Here is a 19273-nt window from a genome sequence, read left to right on the forward strand (position 1 = left end):
ATAACGCGGGTGTAGTTCAATGGTAGAACTTCAGCCTTCCAAGCTGATAGCGTGGGTTCGATTCCCATCACCCGCTCCAATTATTAAATTCAAACCTTGCCTCTGGTAAGTTTTTTTGTTGCAATAGGATTTAATTTGCTGAAATCAGCGTTGCAAAAAAGCCCCAAATTAATTTGGGGCTTTCATTCTGTCTATATCCTATGTGAAAGCTCTTTGAACACACAAATTCTTAGCGACGGCGTCTTCCGCCGAAGAATCCCAAAGCGCCTAGAATGACAATAATAATAATAATCCACATTAATGTACTCATGATATCAACTCCTTTTTTTAACTTATTTCTCAGCTGTTCATTATTACCCACATAAATGAGAAATGAACAACAAGAATGAGGAGTTGGAAAACATTATGTTATTATTATAAAGTGATTCTTATACTAATTTTTAGCCATTGGTACTAGAGTGAATACGAGGTGAAATCTGATGTCTAAAATTGATAATATGATGGCGATTCTGTGGATGTTAAATTCAGGAAGTAAAATTACCGCAAAACAAATATCTGAAAAGTTAGAGATTAATATTAGGACTGTATACCGTTATATGGATGCACTTTCTGTCAGTGGTGTGCCGATTATATCTGACACAGGTCATAATGGGGGGTATACCCTGTTAAATCATTTTATTGAAAGCCCTCTTTTTTTTGATGTTGATGAGCAAACTGCATTACTTCATGCTGCTGTGTTTGCAAAAGAAGCTGGTTATTTTTTAAGCGAGGCATTAAACAGAGCGACATCGAAGTTACAAATGTATTCAAATCAAGAGCAGGAAAGATTGCTCAAGCAACACTTAGAAGGACTTGAAGTAATAAATCCAATTGGGAGATCCTCTATAGAGCCAATATTACAGGAATTGGAGCAAGGTAGAGTAAACGAAGCTTCTGTCGAAATCGAATATCGTACAAGTCGTGAAGAGCAATCCAAGCGAAGGATTATTGATCCATATGGAATGATTTATTGGAACAATAACTGGTATGTCATTGCATTTTGTCATCTAAGGAGTGAAATCCGTAGTTTTAGAGTGGGGAGAATTAGCGGTATTATTCAAACCGAAATTACCTTCAACCGTCCAACGTTTTTTTCAGCGGGTGAATTTTTTATGAATACCTTACTTCCAGAAGTAGAAGGTAAGCAAGGACTTATCCCTTTAGTTATTTGTGGTAAAACAAGTGCGCTGGATAACTTATGCCAGCATTGGTTTTTAGGACATCATTTCAAAGAGCGGACTTCAAAGGAAGTGACATTTCTGCTAGAAGAAGAAGCAATTCATACATATATACCGTATTTACTATTACCCTATGGCAAATCTATTCAAGTTATTGAACCCGTCAGTTTGAAGCAAAAACTTATTGAAGTTCTATATGACTTAATTCATTATTATCAAATTTAAAAACTTTACTGACGGTAGATGTCAGTAAAGTTTTTTTATACTAAAGTATATCGACTAATTATAAAAAGAAAAGGAGTGTGTATGTTATGCATACTAAAAAAGTGTATCTTTATATATTTGATACGATGTCAGACTGGGAGGTGGGTTATTTAATAGCTGAACTAAACTCGGGAGGTATTTTAAAAAAGAATTAGCTCCTTTAGAGGTAATTGCAGTAGGCGTTGATAAAAATTCGGTTACTACAATGGGTGGACTTAAAGTCCTACCAAGTCTTTCGGTTGATGAGTGTATTTTGCAAAGTACTGATGTTTTAGTTCTTCCAGGGGGAAATACTTGGACGGAAGCAATTCACGAACCTATATTAAAAAAAGCTTCTACATCTTTAAAAGAAGGAGCTGTTGTTGCGGCGATTTGTGGTGCAACAATGGGACTTGCAAAGATGGGATTGCTGGACTCAAGAAGGCATACAAGCAACAATTTAGAATATATGAAAATGATTTGTCCCCATTATATTGGAGAATCCTATTATGAAATGGAGCCAGCAGTAACGGACGGGAATTTAGTTACTGCATCAGGAATAGCTCCGTTGGAATTTACGATGCATGTATTGAAGGTGCTAGATGTATTTGCGCCAGAAACTTTACAATCATGGTTTAATCTTTATCAGACCCATGAACCAAGATACTTCTTCGAGTTAATGAGTACGATTAAATAGCTGATGTAGCGTATTTAGGGCGATATCTAAGGTGATTTTATTGGATACTTCATAGGCTAAAATCTCATTCGTTTCCGCAAGGTTGAATTCATGAGGATCATGTACATCTTTAGATGTATTTGTAGGTTGATCGTATATTGATACGGACTTTTCAAAAGCTAAGAAATTTGATAATATAACCATAAGTGTTGCATCAGATTCGCTAATTTGGTGATCTTGCAGGGCTATGCATTTTATTCTTATGAAAAAAGAGGTAACCACACCGCCGATGAAGTAAGCCAACTATTCTCTGGAACTGCATGTTTGTGAACGGGCAGTCTCTACGTAAAGTAGGGGAGAGGATAGCTGTGTCCAATTCAGATGATACGTGTGTAAAGCTTTTGCGTCTAAAATAGGCGGGAACATGCTTTATTTCACCGTATAGCGCTTGTGGTACAACAATTTTGTTGTCCCTGCTTTTTCTGATATACACATCCATCATTCAACCCTACCGTAGGCCGTCTGCCTGCGGTTTTTTGTATTCAAAAAAAGGCTCAAATTCATAATAAGTGCTTGGATAAAATAGAAATAAACGCTGATCGTATCGGAGAGGATGGTATTGTCTTGGAGAAGCGTAGCGGTCGCCTTTGCCCCTGAATTTTCTCCGCATAGAGCGGTAGATTTAAAATTTGGGGGCAACAGCGATCGGAAGGACAATCCATCCGCGTAGCGGACGCTCATCAACTTGATACATGTATCAAGCACTGATTGTGGTATTGAGCTTTAAAAAAGGGTGATGACTTATGAAAACGATCGTGCGAGGAACCGAATTAGCTAAGGATTGGAATGGGAAAACCTGCTTTGAGCAGGTCCATATTGAGATCTACGAAGGTGAACGTTTAGCATTATTCGCGGAAAATGGGGCAGGGAAGACAACACTATTGCAGATGCTGATCGGGCAATTAGAGCCGGACCAAGGCACTGTTGAGCGAAGGCTGCCACTTACGCAATGGGGATATATGAAGCAAACCGCTGATTTAGAAATGGAACTTACAACGCTTGAACCGCTGGCTATGACAGTGGAGAGTTATGGCAGATCAAGAGCAGAATGAAGCAGTTGGAGCTTGAGATGAGTACTGCTTCCTCTAACGACAGTACGAAGCTTATTGAGAATTATGGACAATTGCTCGAAAGATATGAAGTATTGAATGGGTTTGAGTGGGAGACGGATGTTGAGAAGCATTTAACGAAACTCCATGTAGGTACAGAGCTATGGGATCGTCCATTCGCCGATTTGAGTGGTGGCCAGAAAACGAAAGTGAGGCTGGCTTCACTTTTACTTCAACGTCCTGCCTTTCTGCTCTTAGATGAACCGACAAACCATTTGGATGAGGAAAGCATGGGCTGGCTTGAGGATTGGCTGAACAGATATGAAGGAACGGTGCTGCTGGTATCTCATGACAGAACTTTTCTAGACCGGGTCGTCACGGGGATTTGTGAGTTAACGTCCAATGGGCTGAAAAAGTATAAGGGTGGATATTCAGATTATCGCCGTGAAAAAGAGCGGGAGCTACGCGAGCAAGAGGTGCTCTATAAGAAGCAGAAGCAAGCCAAAGAAGCACTTGAGGAATCGATCCGTAGATATCAGGAGTGGTTTGTTCAGGCTGAACGGTCGGCTAGTACGAACAATGAAGTGAAAATAACGACTAGCTTTTACAAAGCGAAGGCTTTGAAGAATATCTCCAGATACCATGCTAAGCAAAAAGAGCTGGAGAGGCTCGAAAGTGTAAGTGTACAGAAACCGAGGGACGGAGCGAAGCTCAATATGAAGCTGACCGAAGGCAGTTTCACTGCTCGGGTTTTGCTGAGGCTGGAAGATGTAAGCTTCGGATATGATGATCAGCAGCCATTGTTTGATCAGCTACATCTGACTCTATCTCGAGGAGACCGCCTAGCGGTCAGAGGGGCTAACGGAGCGGGAAAATCAACGCTTCTCAAATTATTACTTGGACAGCAGGAGCCATACGAAGGAAGGGTATGGCAACATCCGATGCTGAACATCGGATATTTCTCACAAGAATTAGAAGGGCTAAGAGAAGAGGAAACCTTGTTAGATAGCTTGCTACGTCTTCCGTCCATGACAGAGACGCATGCAAGGACGATTCTCGGCTGTTTTCTATTTTCGCGAGAAGCGGTCTTCAAGAAAATTGGCGATCTCAGCATGGGTGAGAAATGTAGGGCGGCCTTTATTCAGCTGTATTTCAGCGGAGCCAATTTGTTAGTGCTGGATGAACCGACGAATTATCTGGATATTACGACGCGAGAAGTCATTGAGGATGCGCTTGGAGCATACCCGGGGGCACTCGTGGTCGTCTCACACGACCGTATGCTGATTCGTAAGCTAGCAGGGAGGTTGCTTACGCTTTCAGCCGAAGAGAAGCCGCAGATTTTCGAAGGAACGGTAGAGGAAGAAGAGCAACAAATCATCAGACATAAGGGAATGCTTAAAGAAGATGCATCTCTAGAAAATGTACGACTTGAGATCGAGTTTGAGGTCGCCAGATACTGAGTGAGGATTCTGGAGATGAAGAAAAGAATAATGAGAGAATACAGGAAATCCGCAAATTAAGAAGGAAACTTGAAAGTCTATAATCCATGAAGCGAATGTCCCCCGAGACTTGCCAGTACAGCGAAATTTGCATATAATAATGGTCTATAGTAACTATTTATTAAAATGCCATGATGGAGATAAGTAAGCAGTACATCTTTACAGGGAGGAAGCGCCTTAGATTGAGAGCGATTCTACTGAAACAGACTGCCGAAATTCCCTCCGGAGCAGTTCCTTGAACCGTTTCGCCGCGTTATATTCATATGAAGACGTAGCGAGATATGATTAGAGGATACCGGTTCTCGAGCCGTTATTTCGATTTGAGTGAGAAATATGGGCCTTCTAGGGAAGGCATGTTTTTCTAACAAGGGTGGTACCACGGTCTTTTCGTCCCTTTCCGGGAGAGAAGGCCTTTTTTATTTGGCTAAGAGCTTGTATATGATGAAGGAGGCAGTATACCGATGAAAGAAAAGCTGCAAGCATTAAGAGAAGAAGCACTGGCTCATTTGCGTGATGTAGCGGATGTGCAGGTTCTGAATGATCTGCGTGTTAAGTATTTAGGTAAAAAGGGAGCTTTAACAGAAATTTTGCGAGGCATGGGTTCGCTTAGTGCTGAGGAACGCCCAGTTATAGGTCAAGTCGGCAACGAGGTTCGTGGTGCGATTGAAGAAGTCATTGATGCGAAGCAACAGGAATTCCAAAAGGCTGAAACTGCGCAGCGCCTGCAAGCTGAGAAGGTGGATGTAACCCTTCCTGGCCGCAAAATGACACAAGGCGGTATTCATCCGTTGAACAAGGTTATTCAGGATATCGAAGAAATCTTTATCGGTATGGGCTATCAAATTGCAGAAGGACCTGAAGTTGAAACGGATTATTTTAACTTCGAGGCATTGAATCTGCCTAAGAACCATCCAGCACGGGATATGCAGGATACATTTTACATTACAGAAGAGCTATTGATGCGTACGCAAACGTCACCTGTACAGGTGCGTACAATGCAAAGCATGCAAGGTGAAGTTCCTGTGAAGATCATTTGTCCGGGTAAAGTATACCGCCGTGATGATGATGACGCGACTCACTCTTTCCAATTCAACCAAATCGAAGGCCTTGTCATTGGCGAAAATATCCGCATGAGTGACCTAAAGGGAACGCTTCTTCAATTCATGCAGGAGATGTTCGGACCGGATACGCAAATTCGCCTTCGCCCAAGCTTCTTCCCGTTCACAGAGCCAAGTGCTGAAGTTGATGTTACTTGTGTGAAATGCGGCGGCAACGGCTGCCGGATCTGTAAACAGAGCGGATGGCTTGAAATTCTCGGCTGCGGTATGGTGCATCCTAAGGTGCTTGAAATGGGTGGCTATGACCCTGAGAAATATAGCGGATTTGCCTTTGGTATGGGTGTAGAACGCATTGCGATGCTGAAATATGGTATTGACGATATTCGTCATTTTTACAATAGTGATATGGCTTTCTTGAAACAATTCGCAACGATCTAATCTAAGTAGAAGGAAGGGAATTCCATGAAGGTATCAACAGAGTGGTTAGCGGATTACGTGTCCCTTGAGAATGTGCAGGCTGAAGAACTAGCTGAGCAGATTACACGTGCAGGGATTGAAATAGATGATATTGAGAACCGCAATAAAGGAATTAATAAAGTAGTTGTTGGTTATGTGAAGAGCAAAGAGAAGCATCCAGATGCAGATAAGCTGAACGTTTGTATCGTTGATGCAGGACAGGAAGAGGACTTACAAATCGTCTGCGGCGCAAAAAATGTAGATGCGGGTCAACATGTTCCTGTCGCTCTTGTTGGAGCAAAAATGCCAGATGGTATGGAAATCAAGAAGGCGAAACTTCGCGGTATGGCATCCCACGGTATGATTTGTTCCGCTAGAGAGCTTGGCATGAATGATAAGCTGCTTCCGAAGGATCAACAGGAAGGTATTCTGGTTCTTCCAGCAACCGTAAAAGTAGGCACACCTATCAGCCAAGTCCTTGGACTAGATGATCAGGTCCTTGATTTTGATTTAACACCTAACCGATCAGACTGTCTAAGTATGTTCGGAGCTGCTTATGAAGTGGGGGCAATTCTAGGACGTGATGTGACGCTGCCTTCTCCGGAAAAAGAACTTGTTGAAGTTGGTGATCCAGCAGTGGATCATATTTCAGTGACAGTAAGTACGCCAGAACACTGTAGCCACTATGCAGCGCGTTATATTACGGGTGTGAAGATTACCTCTTCACCACTTTGGATGCAGAATCGTCTGATGGCGGCTGGCGTTCGTCCGATCAACAACATTGTGGATATTACGAACTATGTCATGCTTGAGTATGGACAGCCACTGCATGCGTTTGATGCTGATAAGCTAACCAATGGTAAGATTGATGTTCGTCTTGCTAAAGATGGAGAGACGCTAGTGACATTGGATGGACAGGAACGCAAATTAGAGTCTCATATGCTGCTGATTACAGATGGCGTGAAGCCTGTAGCCCTTGCTGGCGTGATGGGTGGCGAGAACTCAGAAGTGACAGCAGATACCGTTAATATTTTGCTGGAGTCAGCTAAATTTGATGGTGGAACGGTTCGTAAGACCTCCCGTCAGCTTGGATTACGTTCGGAAGCAAGTCAACGTTTCGAGAAGGAAGTAGACCCAGGAGCAATCATTCCAGCACTGAATCGTGCGGCTTTGCTTATCTCTCGGCATGCAGAAGGCACGGTGCATCCAGGGATTGTAGAGTCGGCTTCAGCTCAAGTTGAAGAGCAGACGATAGTACTTTCGCTTAACAAATTGAATCGTTATTTGGGCACAGATTTATCTATGCTTGAGGTTAAAACCATCTTTGCTCGTCTGCACTTCGCTTGTGCTGACACAGCGCAAGGTGTGATTGAAGTTAGAATACCTACGCGTCGCGGTGATATTATGTGTGACGTCGATCTCATTGAAGAAATTGCTCGTTTGTACGGTTATGACAATATTCCAACTACAGCCATTGAAGGCCCAACTACGCCAGGTGGCTATACTCGACCTCAGGCGCTGCGTCGTGATATTCGCAGATTAATGACGCATGGAGGATGGCAGGAAGTTATTAGCTATTCCTTCACTCATCCAGCTTTGACAACACTTTTCCCTACGCTTAAATCCGAAGGAGGCCACGCGGTTAAACTTGCGATGCCAATGAGTGAAGAGCGCAGCGTACTTCGTACGAGCATCATTCCTCAGCTTCTGGATACAGCAGTATATAATGCAAATCGGAAACAGTATGATTTGTCTTTGTTTGAGATGGGAAATGTGTTCTTCTCGGAAGAAGAGCAGTTAACAACTCAGCCTAATGAGCTCGCGGTACTTGCGTTGCTTCTTACAGGCAATAACGGACAGAAACAATGGAATGTGACTCCGCAGAAGGTAGACTTTTTCGATCTGAAAGGCGCTCTTGAAACGGTATTCGAACGTCTTGGTCTTCAGGAATCCATCACATATGTGGCTAACCAACCTGAGGGCTATCACCCAGGTCGTTCGGCATCAATTTATCTTGAAACAAATAGCGGTAATAAGCATTTAGTGGGTACCCTTGGTCAAATCCACCCTGAGCTTCAGCAGGAGCGTGATTTGAATGACGTATATGTAGCTGAGTTGTTGCTACAACCACTTTATGACTACACGAACTATGAAGTCAGTTATAAAGAATTACAACGTTTCCCAGCGGTTGAACGTGATATTGCTGTAGTCGTAGATAGCAGTGTGGAAGCTGGAGATCTTCTGGCTACCATTCGCAAAGCGGCAGGTGAATTACTGCAATCCGTTCAAGTATTTGATGTCTTCACGGGAAGTAAGCTTGGCGAAGGCAAGAAGAGTATTGCCATTGCACTTCAGTATCGCCATCATGAGCGTACACTCACCGATGAAGAAGTTACAGCAGCCCATGCGGATGCCGTTGCTGCACTGGAGCAAACTTTTCAAGCTGAATTGAGAAAATAGCAGGAATTAAATCCAGTCACATCGAATCCATAAAAATAGAGATTCGATGTGATTTTTTTTGCAGAGAATAGGACACCTAAGAGTCAACACAGATATGAAGGAGGGCATCACTGTGAATTTACCTGATAAAGCACGTGTCACCGTAGATATTTACGGGACTTCTTATAAACTTGTAGGCAGCAGTTCCGATTACATGAAGAAAGTCGCTAGTTACGTCGACGAGCGTATGAATACCATTTCGAAGAGCCATTCACGTCTCGATACGACAAAGCTTGCCGTCCTTGCGGCTGTACACATGGCGGAAGAAGCCGTGCAGGTTCAGGAGATCCGTACCGAGCTCAAGATGCTAACAGGAGAGCGTAGCGAACTACGCACAGAGCTGACAAAGTTGCAGGATTTGCAAAGTCTGCATCAGGAACACCTAGACAAACAGCAGCAGGATCAAAATCGTTTACGTTCTGAGAAAGAAGCAGAGAAGAAACAGTGGGAAGAAGAACGTGCATCTTTACTGAAGGAACTCGAGCAAACCAAACTGAATTTAACCCGAGAACTCGAACAAACGAAAACTTCTTTAAGTAAAGAGTTGGAAACGACACGTACGACGCTTACGAAAGAGCTTGAGATAAGCCGCGCATCCTTATCTAAGGAGAAAGAACAGAACCAGTCTCTTCTCCAAAAAGCGAAGCAGGTTGAAGAGCAGTCCCTTCGTGACAAGCAAGCACAAGAACAACGTCACAAGAATGCCCAGCAGGAGATGGATCAGAAGCACCAAAAGACGGTTCAGGAGATGCAGAGAACCGTTCAGGAGCAGCAGAAGACACTCCAGGAGATGACTCAGAAGCATACTAAGAAGATTCAGGAGCTAGAAGAGAACCATACCCAGACAGTGAAAGAGCTCGAGCAAAAGCACAATAAGACAGTGCAAGAGCTCAATCAGAAGCACAGTTCAATGGTGCAAGAGCTCGAGCAGAAGCACAACTTCACGATGCAAGAGCTCAATAAGAAGCACAACTCCACGGTGCAAGAACTTAACCAGAAGAATAAAGCTGCGCTAGATATAGCTGAGCAGAACAGATCTTCTTCAGTAAAAGAGCTCAATGAGAAACACACGAAGACCTTGCAAGAATTGACTCAGAAGCACAACGGAACAGTGCAAGAACTGACTCAGAAGCACAACGCGACAGTGCAAGAACTGAACCAGAAGAACAAATCTGCATTAGATACAGCTGAACAGACTCATACGACTTTCGTAAAAGAGATGAAGGACAAACATCAATCATCGATTCAAGAACTTCAGAAGCAGCTCGCTGAGCTTCGCACAAGTAGTAGTCAATTACAGACCAAGCTTCAAGGATCTGAGCAGGAAATGAAGCATACAAAGGATGTATTTGCTAAGCTACAGGATCAGCATCAACTGGTTGTGAAACGTGAAGCAGCTCTCAAAGCGGAGCTTCATACCATTAAGGGACAGCATGGTGAATTGACTCAGCAAGTAAGTCAAATGAAGCAGGAGGCAACGACTGCTGAAAATGAATTACGGCGTTTACATCAACTGCTTGAAGAATACACGGCTACTTCGAAGAGACTGCAGCAGGAGATTGCTCAAGCTACTGCGGAAACTGACACTTATCGCAGTCTATGCGATAAGCAGAAGGAAGAAATTAACGATTTGGAATTGAGAATTCTTGAGACGGATGAGCAGAATGAAACGCTTGAGACAGGATTGAAGGCGTTACATGATGAACTTAGTGTACTGAAAGAACAATCAGATGAAGAAAGCACACAGCGTCTGGCCGTTGAACAAAAGTACACGGAGCTGAATCGTCAGCATCAAGAAATTCAGAATCTTAATGCAGAAATGAAACGTCGTCAAGAGGATGCAGAACTTGAATATATGATGCTTCAGGATGAGAAAGAGAATGCAATTGCCAAACTGACTGAACTCTCTAGAAAGCTAGATGAATCCGTAAACCGGGAGTCTGAGCAACAAGAACAGCTCCGCAGCATTGAGCAGTCTCTGTTAACCTATCAGAGTAAGGTTAAGGATATGCTTGCGGCACAGGAAGCTTGGAGTAGCAAAGAACAGGAACTTCAAGAGGAATTAGAGATCTGGCAAGAGCAAATTGCCGCAGGTGAACAACAGTTGGACCAAATTCAGGTAGATAAAGAATCAGTGACAGCCGAGCTGAAACAGGTTGGTGAGAGCTATGAGCTCGTGGTACATCAGCACCGCTTGTTACAAGTTGAGCATGAGCTTCAGCTTGAGAAGACAGAGAAACTGCATGAAGAACTTCTACAGCTTCAGGATGAATATATGAAACTACAGAATGAATACAATGAATGGATAGAGCTTATCGAGCAGGATCAGAGCTAACCTCGCCCTGCTAGATGCTGTCCAAGCTTATAAGAAACCCCCTCTTAACATCAGTAGGAACGAAGGTTCCATTGGACTGAGGTTAGATGAGGGGGTTTGTTTTTTTAATAATATTAATATGAGTTATATTCTATTCGTCTACAATGACCTTAGCTAGCATAGCTGTATGGCCTGTACCACAGAAGACGGAGCAAGCAAGCTCGAATTCTCCCGCTTTGTTTGGGGTTACCACTTTGGAAGGGTGTTCGCGATCTAACTGAAGTTCAAGTCCAGGAATCAGAACGCCATGGTTACCTTCAGCATTATCAAAGGTGATTTTTACAGGAACGCCTTTTTTAAGATGGTACTCTTGTTTATCAAAAGCATAGTTTGTCGCTTTAATAACTAGTTCTTCACTGGGAGCCACACCTGTCTCAGTTACACCGCTATCGGCCGTTGTCTTATCATTTGTCGATCCACACGCTGAAAGAACAAAAAGAAGCATGCAGGAGATCATAAATCCAAGAGTCTTTTTCAAAATAACCCTCCTCATTTTATAGAATATTGTGACAATTCTAATAGCATCATAACTCAAAAATAGTACTTGTGTGAGCAGCTGTTTTGAAAGATTGGTGAACGGCTCTATTTTTATTGAAATAGATATTGCTGGATAAAAGGATGTAAATGTCTTGTAATTAAGATATACTTTACATGATAGTCATTACGTTATTTATTATTCTTGCCAAAAGTAGGGGATGGACATTCGAAACGACAAGAACAGTTTTATTCTGGATGACCTGTGGCACCGCAAAATATTTAATGCATACTGGATTATGACGATTATGTTTTTTGCGGCTCAAGCCGTTTTTTTACTATTAAATATGAATGAGATGACTTTAAACCTCAGGTCGCTTATATCCAATGGATTGATTCTTGGAATGATGCTAGTTGTGGAATGTTGGCTTCGCTTTTGGGACGAGAAGTATCTTAAACAGGTGATTGTTGGTTGCGGATTTCTAATGTCGTATCTATTCTATTTCATTATTGAACCTACAGTTGACGGAGCACAGATGGCTTTGTTACTCCCTGTATTGATCTCAGTTGTTTATTTTAACCGGAGAATGGTATATGGATTTGGTATAGTTACGATCTTTATGTATGCACTTATTTATTTTACGATGGAACGCTCCTTGTACCATAAACCATTCCAAGAATTTATTCAGACTGAAAGTATATTTATTGTTAGTTTGCTGATCGGCCGAACTATTCTCATCCGAGTTAAAGAGTTTATGGTTCATTTGGAATCTGTGGTAAAATCTGAACAGCAGCTCATGGTCGAGAAGACGATTTCAGACAAAATGATTAAAATAGATGCACTGACTGGTCTGTATAACCACAAGACGTTTCATGAGTATTTGGAGGTTCTACTGGAACATTGTGAGAAGAATGATCTATTTCTACAGGTTGCAATTATGGATATTGATAATTTTAAAAAAGTGAATGATACATATGGTCATTGGGTCGGTGATTTAGTTCTTAAAGAAGTAGCGGCTAAAGTATCATCTCTTATCACACCTAATGATTTCGCTGCACGTTATGGGGGCGAGGAATTTGCTGTTATATTTGCAGATAAGACATTGGAAGAAACGGAGATACTACTTGAATCCATACGAGAGGAAATATCGCTTCTAGAACATTCTCATATGATGGGTAAACCAGTTACAGTGAGCATTGGATTATGTGCTTATCACATAGGAGATGCGAAAGAGGCTCTATTCCGTAAGGCTGACAATGCACTGTATATAGCTAAGCGAACAGGCAAGAATAAAGTAGTTACAGCAGATGATATTGAGGGTAAAAAGGTAACAGTATGACAAAAATCAACCCCTGTTCAGCTGAACAGGGGTTGATCTCATTTCATTTCAGTAATCCCATAGGGATTTGATGTACGTTGTACTCTAATCTTAAGTTTTAGTCCCGACCTGCACTGAAAGGTGTGGATACCGGTATGAAAAGATCGATAATACCGATAACCAAAGCTGCCAGTAAAGCACCTAGGATTGTAACAGAGACGCCACCAACGATAAATTGGGCTACGTAGATAACGAGCGCGCTCACTATAAAACCTACGATACCTCTGCCAAAGGGCGATACGCTTTTACCAAATATGGCTTCAACGACCCAACCCAATAGAGCGATGACGAGCGCCAACAGAAGGGCACTCCAGAAACCTCCGACTGAGAACTGTGGTACGAGCCAACCTACCACAAGCAGTACAAGCGCCGACACTATAAACCGTACGACATGACCTAGAAAATGCATTTAAATGGCCTCCTTTTACATGAGTACTAGTTATTCCAATGTTAGTGTATTCAATAAACACACGGTTATGTATGGAATGTTTTTCGTACATGGCGAATCGATTATCGTTTCGCTATAATTAATATCAACAATGAGAGGAGTAGTGAAACATTTGTTGGATGATAAAATTTTGCAAACGTTGGAGTATCGCAAGATTTTAAATACATGTGCAAACTATACGCAGACTTCAATGGGGCGGCAGGAAGTGGAGCAACTTAGACCTGTAACTGATCTGGAATCGGTCAAAAGACTCTTACAAGCAACAGACGAGGCGTATACGGTAGATCGGTTGAAGGGTGGTCCATCATTTGGAGGGATCAGCGATGTATCTTCACCGCTTAAACGTGCCCGTATTGGGGGCACCTTGAGCCCACATGAGTTACTTGCGGTAGGTAATACAGCTTATGGCGCTCGTCGTATCAAACGGTTTATCGAACAGATTGGCGAAGATACAGATATCCCTTTACTTACAGGAATTACTGAGAATATATCAGAGCAAAAAGAACTTGAGAATGCGATTAAGTCATGTATCGATGAAAGCGCGGAAGTTATGGATTCAGCCAGTCCGGAGCTGGCTCATGTTCGCCGTGAACTACGTTCAGGTGAGGTGCGCATTCGAGAGAAGCTCGATTCGATGATCCGCTCTTCTTCTGTAGCGAAGATGCTTCAAGATCAATTAATTACGATTCGGGGAGATAGGTTTGTTATTCCTGTAAAAGCGGAGTACCGTGCGCATTTTGGCGGAATTGTGCATGATCAATCGGGATCAGGTGCAACGTTGTTTATTGAACCAGAATCTATTGTGGCGATGAACAATAAGCTGCGTGAAACTCGGTTAAAGGAAGAGCGAGAAATCGAAGTTATTTTGCAAAAATTGACAGCATTAGTTGGAGATCAAGCCGACCTGATTCTGTTTGATTTGGACTTGCTCGGTAATCTCGATTTCATCTTCGCGAAAGCGCGGATTGCTCACGTCATGAAAGCATCCCAGCCAAGAATGAATGATCGAGGATATTTCAAGCTCAAAAAGGGTCGTCATCCTTTAATTGATATGGATAAGGTCGTCCCGCTTGATGTCGAGCTGGGCAATTCATATACTTCTATTATTGTGACAGGGCCTAACACAGGTGGTAAGACGGTAACCCTAAAAACCATTGGACTTTTAAGTCTCATGCTATGTCGGGATTGTTCGTACCTGCAGAAGAGGGAAGTCAGCTGTGTGTATTTGATGCCATTTATGCCGATATTGGTGACGAGCAAAGTATTGAGCAAAGCCTAAGTACATTCTCTAGCCATATGACTAATATTATTCGGATTCTGAAGCAGATGACATCCAAGAGCTTAGTGCTGCTCGATGAAGTTGGAGCTGGTACAGATCCTGCGGAGGGTTCTGCGCTCGCTATTTCCATTCTGGAACATATTCATCGGACAGGTTGCCGAATGATCGCTACGACACATTACAGTGAGCTAAAGGCGTATGCATACGAACGCAAATCGGTTATTAATGCAAGTATGGAGTTCGATGTGAATACGTTAAGTCCAACATATCGTCTATTGGTTGGTGTACCAGGACGAAGTAATGCATTTGCCATTGCTGAAAGACTGGGACTTCCAACAAGCATACTGGATTATGCTCGCGGAGAAGTAAAAGAAGAGGATCAGCGTGTTGAGCATATGATCGCTTCACTTGAAGAGAATCGGTTAGGTGCAGAGAATGAACGAGAACAGGCGGAGAAACTTCGGCAAGAAGTTGAAACTCTACGCACCTTGCATCAACAAGAGCTTGAGAAGTTGGAGCAACAGCGGGATAAGCTGATGGACAAAGCCAGTAAAGATGCCAAGGAAGTTATTGCTAAGGCTAGACGTGAAGCTGAACAAATTATTGGAGAGCTGCGCCAGCTGGCCAAAGAGGAAGGCGCCTCTGTTAAAGATCATAAGTTAATTGCTGCCCGTAAGCAGCTGGACGATGCGGAACCTACGCAGAAAAAGAAAGGCCCAACCAGAAATAAATCGAATGAGCCGCGAGCAATTGGACCAGGAGACGAAGTGATGGTATACAGTTTGAACCAAAAAGGGCATGTCGTTGAACTTTCTGGTTCTAAAGAGGCCATGGTTCAGCTAGGTATTATGAAGATGAAAGTAAGTCTTGATGATCTGGAGCTTGTTAAAGCGAATTCAAACGCAAATAAACCAGCTCAGCGAGTAGCGACTGTTGTTAAACGTACAAGAGATGAGCATGTCCGTAGCGAGCTTGATTTACGTGGTTCAAATTTGGAGGACGCTATAATTGAAGTAGATCGATTTATTGATGAGGCGTTTCTTGCGAATCTAGGTCAGGTGTATTTGATCCACGGCAAAGGAACAGGGATTTTGCGGACGGGGATTGCGGAATACATGCGTAAGCATAAACATATCAAGAGTTATCGCCTAGGTAATTATAACGAGGGCGGGGCAGGCGTTACAGTTGCCGAGTTGAAGTAACATTTCCGAACAGGATGTGAGAATAATGAAAAGTATGGTTGATCAAATGCTTTCTCATCCCCTTGGGATTCTGGTTGGATATTTTTCTGTAGCGATTGTAGGTTTAATCGTGTTTCTCTCTTGTTTTGAGCTGGTAGCTCGTTATAAGTGCTGGAATGAGATTGGTCGAGGAAATATCGCTGCAGCTTTGGCGACAGGAGGCAAAATTTTTGGGATATGCAATGTCCTTAGGTATAGTATCGAAGCCAAAACATCTGTTTTTGACACGATGAAGTGGTCACTTTTTGGATTTGTTCTGTTATTTATTGCTTATATTTTGTATGAATTTCTAACTCCAGTCTTCTCTGTTGACAATGAGATTATAAAGGATAATCGTGCCGTAGGACTCATTTCGATGTTCATCCCGGTTGCCTTATCTTATGTCATTGGGGCATGTATTTTTTAGGGGGAACCGATGAAGAATCTGGTAAGAATATTATTTGCTGCTGCTGTTGTTTTTTTATTTGTAGGCGTTATTTATTTAATGAAACATTAGGAGATGGAACATATGGAAACAACTTTATGCCCATGGTGTCAAACCGAAATTGTATGGGATGAGGAGATCGGCCCAGAAGAAGAATGTCCGTATTGTCACAATGAGCTAAATGAATATCGCACCATTAGTATTCCTCTGCAGCCTGATGCAGGACAGTCTAATTCACCAGCAGAAGTGGTAGCTGAAGAGGAACAGGATGCGGAAGAGGATGACTGGCAAGATGATGACGTGCAAACCGTCCCAGCCTTCCCTTCATTGAATCAGTATGAGAATAGTCATGATTTGCTTCATTATGAGGCGTCTGTTGAAAAAGTAATGGAAGAACAGCTTGAGGTTCCAGAGTGCCCTCATTGCCGTCATTATATGTTCCTAGCAGGAACTCAGCAGGTAAATGAGCAAATGTTTATTCCAAAAGAATATGCTGCCATACAAGCTCCAATGTTAGAAACACCTTTTGAGCTGAATATGTACATTTGTTCAGGGTGTTTCCAAGTTCAATATAACTTGGCTGACGCAGACCGTTTACGTATTATTGAAAATTTAAGTCGTAATCTGGAGGAATAGTCATTCCCAGATGTTCTATTTGAATTCAAATACCCCTAGCCAGCGCTAGGGGTATTTTTGTAACACATCAAGCATGATCTCACTGCTTGGCAGGTATATTGTTCTCTGGCTTAGGGGGAGAAGGCTTAGAGGTACGTGTTAACGAGAACATTTCCATTTCAGGACGATGAGTACCTGTTACTTCATCTGCAAGCAGCTGAGCAGCCATCATACTGTATACCGTTCCGTTGCCGCCATAACCCTCAAGAAAATAGCAATTAGGGTATTTCGGGTGAGTGCCGATCATCGGAAGTCCGTCATGAGTCGAGCCAAATATAGATGACCAAGCGTAGTCTATTTTCAAATCTTTATAATTAGGAAATAAGGATTGAATCTCCTCGAGAAGAAGCTCACTTCGGCGTATAAGTCGGATTTCGCGTTCTTCTGGTGTGCGTAGAGTCTCGTCCAATCCTCCAGCAACAATCCGTCCTTCGGGCGTCGTTCTGATATAGAAGTAAGGTCGCTCTGTTTCCCAAATCAGACAACGCTCATGCCATTCGGATAAATCCTCAACGGGATTCGTAACAATGGCATAGGTTGTTTCCAAAACCGCATTTCGGTCTGTTTTGAACTCCTGTGTCTCATATCCCATGGCAAATATGACGCGTTTCGCATGAATACGGTTGGATTTGGTATGACAGATGACTCCATCTTCAAGATATTCATAGCTTACGATTTCAGAATGCTCATAAATTTTCACGCCTTTCTGAGCAGCCGTCGCGCTTAGAGCGTGAACCATACGATAAGGATTAACCTCCGCATCACCATGTGTATAGAGCGCAGCACTTTTTGAGAATGGAAAAGCTGACTCGATTTTCTCCTTATCCCAATATTCCGCATCAAATCCATATTTCACTAGGTTATCGTATTCTGCTTTGAGCATGGGAACATCTTCTTCTGTGGTAGCGAAATAAAGGCTGCTGCGAGGGATTAGCTGCGGGTCCAGAACAAGTTTGTCTTTGACAGCAATGAGCTCAGTCATGGCGTCACGGCATAATTTGTAAAAGCTGACAGCAGTCTCTTCACCAAACGTATTGATTAACGCAGTTAATGACTTGTCATTGGAAAATTGGAGCAATCCTGTGTTCGCTGATGAACTGCCATTCCCTACTTCATTCTTTTCCACCAAGACAGTGTCAATATTTCGTTCCGATAGAACATGTGCTAACAACGCGCCGCCCATACCGCCGCCTATAATTAGACAATCGCATGACAAATCCTCTTCGAGTTCGGGATATTGTGGAGCAGGGTTTAGTGTGTTTGGCCAAGCCAAATTACCGTTATTGAGAATCATAATGAACTACACTCCTTCGTGTATATTAGTATTGGTATTGATGCGAATTCAGTAACAGGAAATTCAAGGGATAAACTTACGTTCTTTACATAAAAGAAATATGCCCGGACATAATACACTCCGTGTTCATTATTTCTTAGGAGGGATTTCCTTATGCAATCTATGCAGATGCAGGCCATCACAGGTAAGGAACTGGAGTATATTGTCGATTCAATCTCCAATGAGGATTTGTTAATTAAACAATGCGCAGCATCAGCAGCTACCACACAAAATGTTCAAATTCAACAAGCGCTGCAGAAATACATCCATACCCTAGACCAGCATTTGAATATGTTGACTCAGGCAATGCAGCAACATCAGCCATTGGCACCTGCGCAGCCACAACAATAAGCGAAGCTAAGGAGGCAGAAACGAATGAACATGACTCAAAACAACTCAGCTTTCATGCAGGATGAGGATTTACTGTATACTATTTTGGCTGACCTGAAGCGAACCGTTAGAGAGTATACGACGGCGACCACTGAATCTTCTTGTCCTTCTATACGTCAATTGTTTACTCAGTTGACCAACGAAACATTAACAATGCAGGGTGAATTGTTCAATTTAATGAAACAGCTGAATATGTATTCAACGTCTTCTAGTGCGCTGCGTCAAGATATCGATAAACAAATACAAGACGCCAAAAACACCATGCAAAAAACGAATCAATTCGTTTCACAAAAGTTAAGTTCAATTGGGAATGGGAGCTATAACCCTTCTTTCCATATTCCTGAGCAACCCAATATTCATCAAAACCATACTTTGAATTAACCGTAGTTTCGGTGTAATGAAGCATGGACCCAGTCAACCGTCTCTATTTCGGCCCACGCCGAAGAGACGGTTTTTCTTTGCATGCTACTTAAATTATTGTAGAATTAGTAATAATCTA

Annotated in this window: 15 protein-coding genes, 1 tRNA gene, 2 pseudogenes and 1 other annotated feature; of the genes and pseudogenes, 14 read left to right on the forward strand and 4 right to left on the reverse strand. The window is 42.5% G+C overall.

What is annotated here, in order from left to right; translation table 11 throughout:
- Positions 1–5 precede the first annotated feature (5 nt).
- The 3 genes and pseudogenes from JCM16418_RS00560 (at position 6) to JCM16418_RS00570 (ending at position 2157) form a co-directional block, all read left to right on the forward strand.
- Positions 6–79: transfer RNA gene (locus JCM16418_RS00560), tRNA-Gly, on the forward strand.
- A gap of 400 nt (positions 80–479) precedes the next feature.
- A complete protein-coding gene (locus tag JCM16418_RS00565) occupies positions 480–1442 on the forward strand; it encodes a helix-turn-helix transcriptional regulator (RefSeq protein ID WP_036645166.1) in 963 nt (320 codons plus the stop codon).
- 86 nt (positions 1443–1528) lie between these two features.
- Positions 1529–2157 (forward strand): annotated as a pseudogene (locus tag JCM16418_RS00570) (type 1 glutamine amidotransferase family protein).
- On the opposite strand, the gene JCM16418_RS00575 reads toward JCM16418_RS00570, so the two are convergent.
- On the reverse strand, positions 2137–2439 hold the full coding sequence (locus JCM16418_RS00575) for a hypothetical protein (protein WP_036645169.1): 303 nt from the start codon (positions 2437–2439) through the stop codon (positions 2137–2139). The pseudogene JCM16418_RS00570 and the gene JCM16418_RS00575 sit on opposite strands and share 21 nt — an antisense overlap.
- Positions 2440–2939: 500 nt before the next feature.
- Between JCM16418_RS00575 and JCM16418_RS25525 the strand changes: the two genes are divergently transcribed.
- From JCM16418_RS25525 to JCM16418_RS00595, 5 genes are all read left to right on the forward strand, one after another.
- Positions 2940–3248: an ATP-binding cassette domain-containing protein gene (locus JCM16418_RS25525; RefSeq protein WP_242403666.1), complete on the forward strand. Its 309-nt coding sequence runs from the start codon at positions 2940–2942 to the stop codon at positions 3246–3248.
- A complete protein-coding gene (gene abc-f, locus JCM16418_RS00580) occupies positions 3245–4705 on the forward strand; it encodes a ribosomal protection-like ABC-F family protein (RefSeq protein ID WP_242403667.1) in 1461 nt (486 codons plus the stop codon). Before JCM16418_RS25525 ends, abc-f begins: the two co-directional genes overlap by 4 nt.
- 161 nt (positions 4706–4866) lie before the next feature.
- Positions 4867–5142, forward strand: a binding site (T-box leader).
- Positions 5143–5205: 63 nt separating this feature from the next.
- Entirely contained in the window at positions 5206–6240 is a 1035-nt protein-coding gene (gene pheS, locus JCM16418_RS00585; RefSeq protein WP_036645172.1) for a phenylalanine--tRNA ligase subunit alpha, read from the forward strand.
- 24 nt (positions 6241–6264) lie between these two features.
- The gene (gene pheT, locus JCM16418_RS00590) at positions 6265–8718 is read left to right on the forward strand and encodes a phenylalanine--tRNA ligase subunit beta (RefSeq protein ID WP_036645175.1); all 2454 of its coding nucleotides are present in this window, start codon (positions 6265–6267) and stop codon (positions 8716–8718) included.
- A gap of 112 nt (positions 8719–8830) precedes the next feature.
- On the forward strand, positions 8831–11092 hold the full coding sequence (locus JCM16418_RS00595; protein WP_036645177.1) for a cell division protein ZapA: 2262 nt from the start codon (positions 8831–8833) through the stop codon (positions 11090–11092).
- Positions 11093–11222: 130 nt separating this feature from the next.
- On the opposite strand, the gene JCM16418_RS00600 is transcribed toward JCM16418_RS00595, so the two are convergent.
- Entirely contained in the window at positions 11223–11609 is a 387-nt protein-coding gene (locus JCM16418_RS00600) for a cupredoxin domain-containing protein (RefSeq protein ID WP_036645178.1), read from the reverse strand.
- Between the two features lie 217 nt (positions 11610–11826).
- On the opposite strand from JCM16418_RS00600, the gene JCM16418_RS23425 reads away from it, so the two are divergent.
- The gene (locus JCM16418_RS23425; RefSeq protein ID WP_052019950.1) at positions 11827–12945 is read left to right on the forward strand and encodes a GGDEF domain-containing protein; all 1119 of its coding nucleotides are present in this window, start codon (positions 11827–11829) and stop codon (positions 12943–12945) included.
- Between the two features lie 97 nt (positions 12946–13042).
- On the opposite strand, the gene JCM16418_RS00610 is transcribed toward JCM16418_RS23425, so the two are convergent.
- Positions 13043–13393 (reverse strand): phage holin family protein, encoded by a 351-nt coding sequence (locus JCM16418_RS00610; RefSeq protein WP_036645181.1) that lies wholly within the window; start codon positions 13391–13393, stop codon positions 13043–13045.
- A 154-nt stretch (positions 13394–13547) separates the two neighbouring features.
- Here JCM16418_RS00610 and JCM16418_RS00615 point away from each other — a divergent pair.
- The 3 genes and pseudogenes from JCM16418_RS00615 to JCM16418_RS00625 all read left to right on the forward strand — a co-directional run bounded on the left by JCM16418_RS00615 (position 13548) and on the right by JCM16418_RS00625 (position 17012).
- Positions 13548–15913 (forward strand): annotated as a pseudogene (locus JCM16418_RS00615) (endonuclease MutS2).
- Positions 15914–15938: 25 nt separating this feature from the next.
- Entirely contained in the window at positions 15939–16358 is a 420-nt protein-coding gene (locus JCM16418_RS00620) for a DUF350 domain-containing protein (RefSeq protein ID WP_036645183.1), read from the forward strand.
- 102 nt (positions 16359–16460) lie between these two features.
- A complete protein-coding gene (locus tag JCM16418_RS00625) occupies positions 16461–17012 on the forward strand; it encodes a hypothetical protein (protein WP_052019951.1) in 552 nt (183 codons plus the stop codon).
- Between the two features lie 79 nt (positions 17013–17091).
- Here the strand turns inward: JCM16418_RS00625 and JCM16418_RS00630 are convergent, their stop codons facing one another.
- Positions 17092–18345, reverse strand: coding sequence for an NAD(P)/FAD-dependent oxidoreductase (locus JCM16418_RS00630; protein ID WP_036645189.1), 1254 nt, complete (start codon positions 18343–18345; stop codon positions 17092–17094).
- 153 nt (positions 18346–18498) lie between these two features.
- Here JCM16418_RS00630 and JCM16418_RS00635 point away from each other — a divergent pair, with 153 nt between their 5' ends.
- Both JCM16418_RS00635 and JCM16418_RS00640 read left to right on the forward strand, forming a co-directional pair.
- The gene (locus JCM16418_RS00635; RefSeq protein ID WP_036645191.1) at positions 18499–18735 is read left to right on the forward strand and encodes a hypothetical protein; all 237 of its coding nucleotides are present in this window, start codon (positions 18499–18501) and stop codon (positions 18733–18735) included.
- Positions 18736–18759: 24 nt separating this feature from the next.
- Positions 18760–19155 carry a spore coat protein gene (locus tag JCM16418_RS00640; RefSeq protein ID WP_036645193.1) on the forward strand — a complete coding sequence of 132 codons (396 nt, stop codon included), beginning with the start codon at positions 18760–18762 and terminating at the stop codon, positions 19153–19155.
- Positions 19156–19273 lie beyond the last annotated feature (118 nt).

Source organism: Paenibacillus pini JCM 16418 (assembly GCF_000576305.1).
Lineage (GTDB): Bacteria > Bacillota > Bacilli > Paenibacillales > Paenibacillaceae > Paenibacillus_AQ > Paenibacillus_AQ pini.

Excerpts from the sequence above, each read along its gene's own strand:
- JCM16418_RS00565 (WP_036645166.1), top strand. The coding sequence starts at position 480 with ATGTCTAAAATTGATAATATGATGGCGATTCTGTGGATGTTAAATTCA.
- JCM16418_RS25525 (WP_242403666.1), top strand. The coding sequence starts at position 2,940 with ATGAAAACGATCGTGCGAGGAACCGAATTAGCTAAGGATTGGAATGGG.
- abc-f (WP_242403667.1), top strand. The coding sequence starts at position 3,245 with ATGAAGCAGTTGGAGCTTGAGATGAGTACTGCTTCCTCTAACGACAGT.
- pheS (WP_036645172.1), top strand. The coding sequence starts at position 5,206 with ATGAAAGAAAAGCTGCAAGCATTAAGAGAAGAAGCACTGGCTCATTTG.
- pheT (WP_036645175.1), top strand. The coding sequence starts at position 6,265 with ATGAAGGTATCAACAGAGTGGTTAGCGGATTACGTGTCCCTTGAGAAT.
- JCM16418_RS23425 (WP_052019950.1), top strand. The coding sequence starts at position 11,827 with ATGGACATTCGAAACGACAAGAACAGTTTTATTCTGGATGACCTGTGG.
- JCM16418_RS00610 (WP_036645181.1), bottom strand. The coding sequence starts at position 13,393 with ATGCATTTTCTAGGTCATGTCGTACGGTTTATAGTGTCGGCGCTTGTA.
- JCM16418_RS00620 (WP_036645183.1), top strand. The coding sequence starts at position 15,939 with ATGAAAAGTATGGTTGATCAAATGCTTTCTCATCCCCTTGGGATTCTG.
- JCM16418_RS00625 (WP_052019951.1), top strand. The coding sequence starts at position 16,461 with ATGGAAACAACTTTATGCCCATGGTGTCAAACCGAAATTGTATGGGAT.
- JCM16418_RS00630 (WP_036645189.1), bottom strand. The coding sequence starts at position 18,345 with ATGATTCTCAATAACGGTAATTTGGCTTGGCCAAACACACTAAACCCT.
- JCM16418_RS00635 (WP_036645191.1), top strand. The coding sequence starts at position 18,499 with ATGCAATCTATGCAGATGCAGGCCATCACAGGTAAGGAACTGGAGTAT.
- JCM16418_RS00640 (WP_036645193.1), top strand. The coding sequence starts at position 18,760 with ATGAACATGACTCAAAACAACTCAGCTTTCATGCAGGATGAGGATTTA.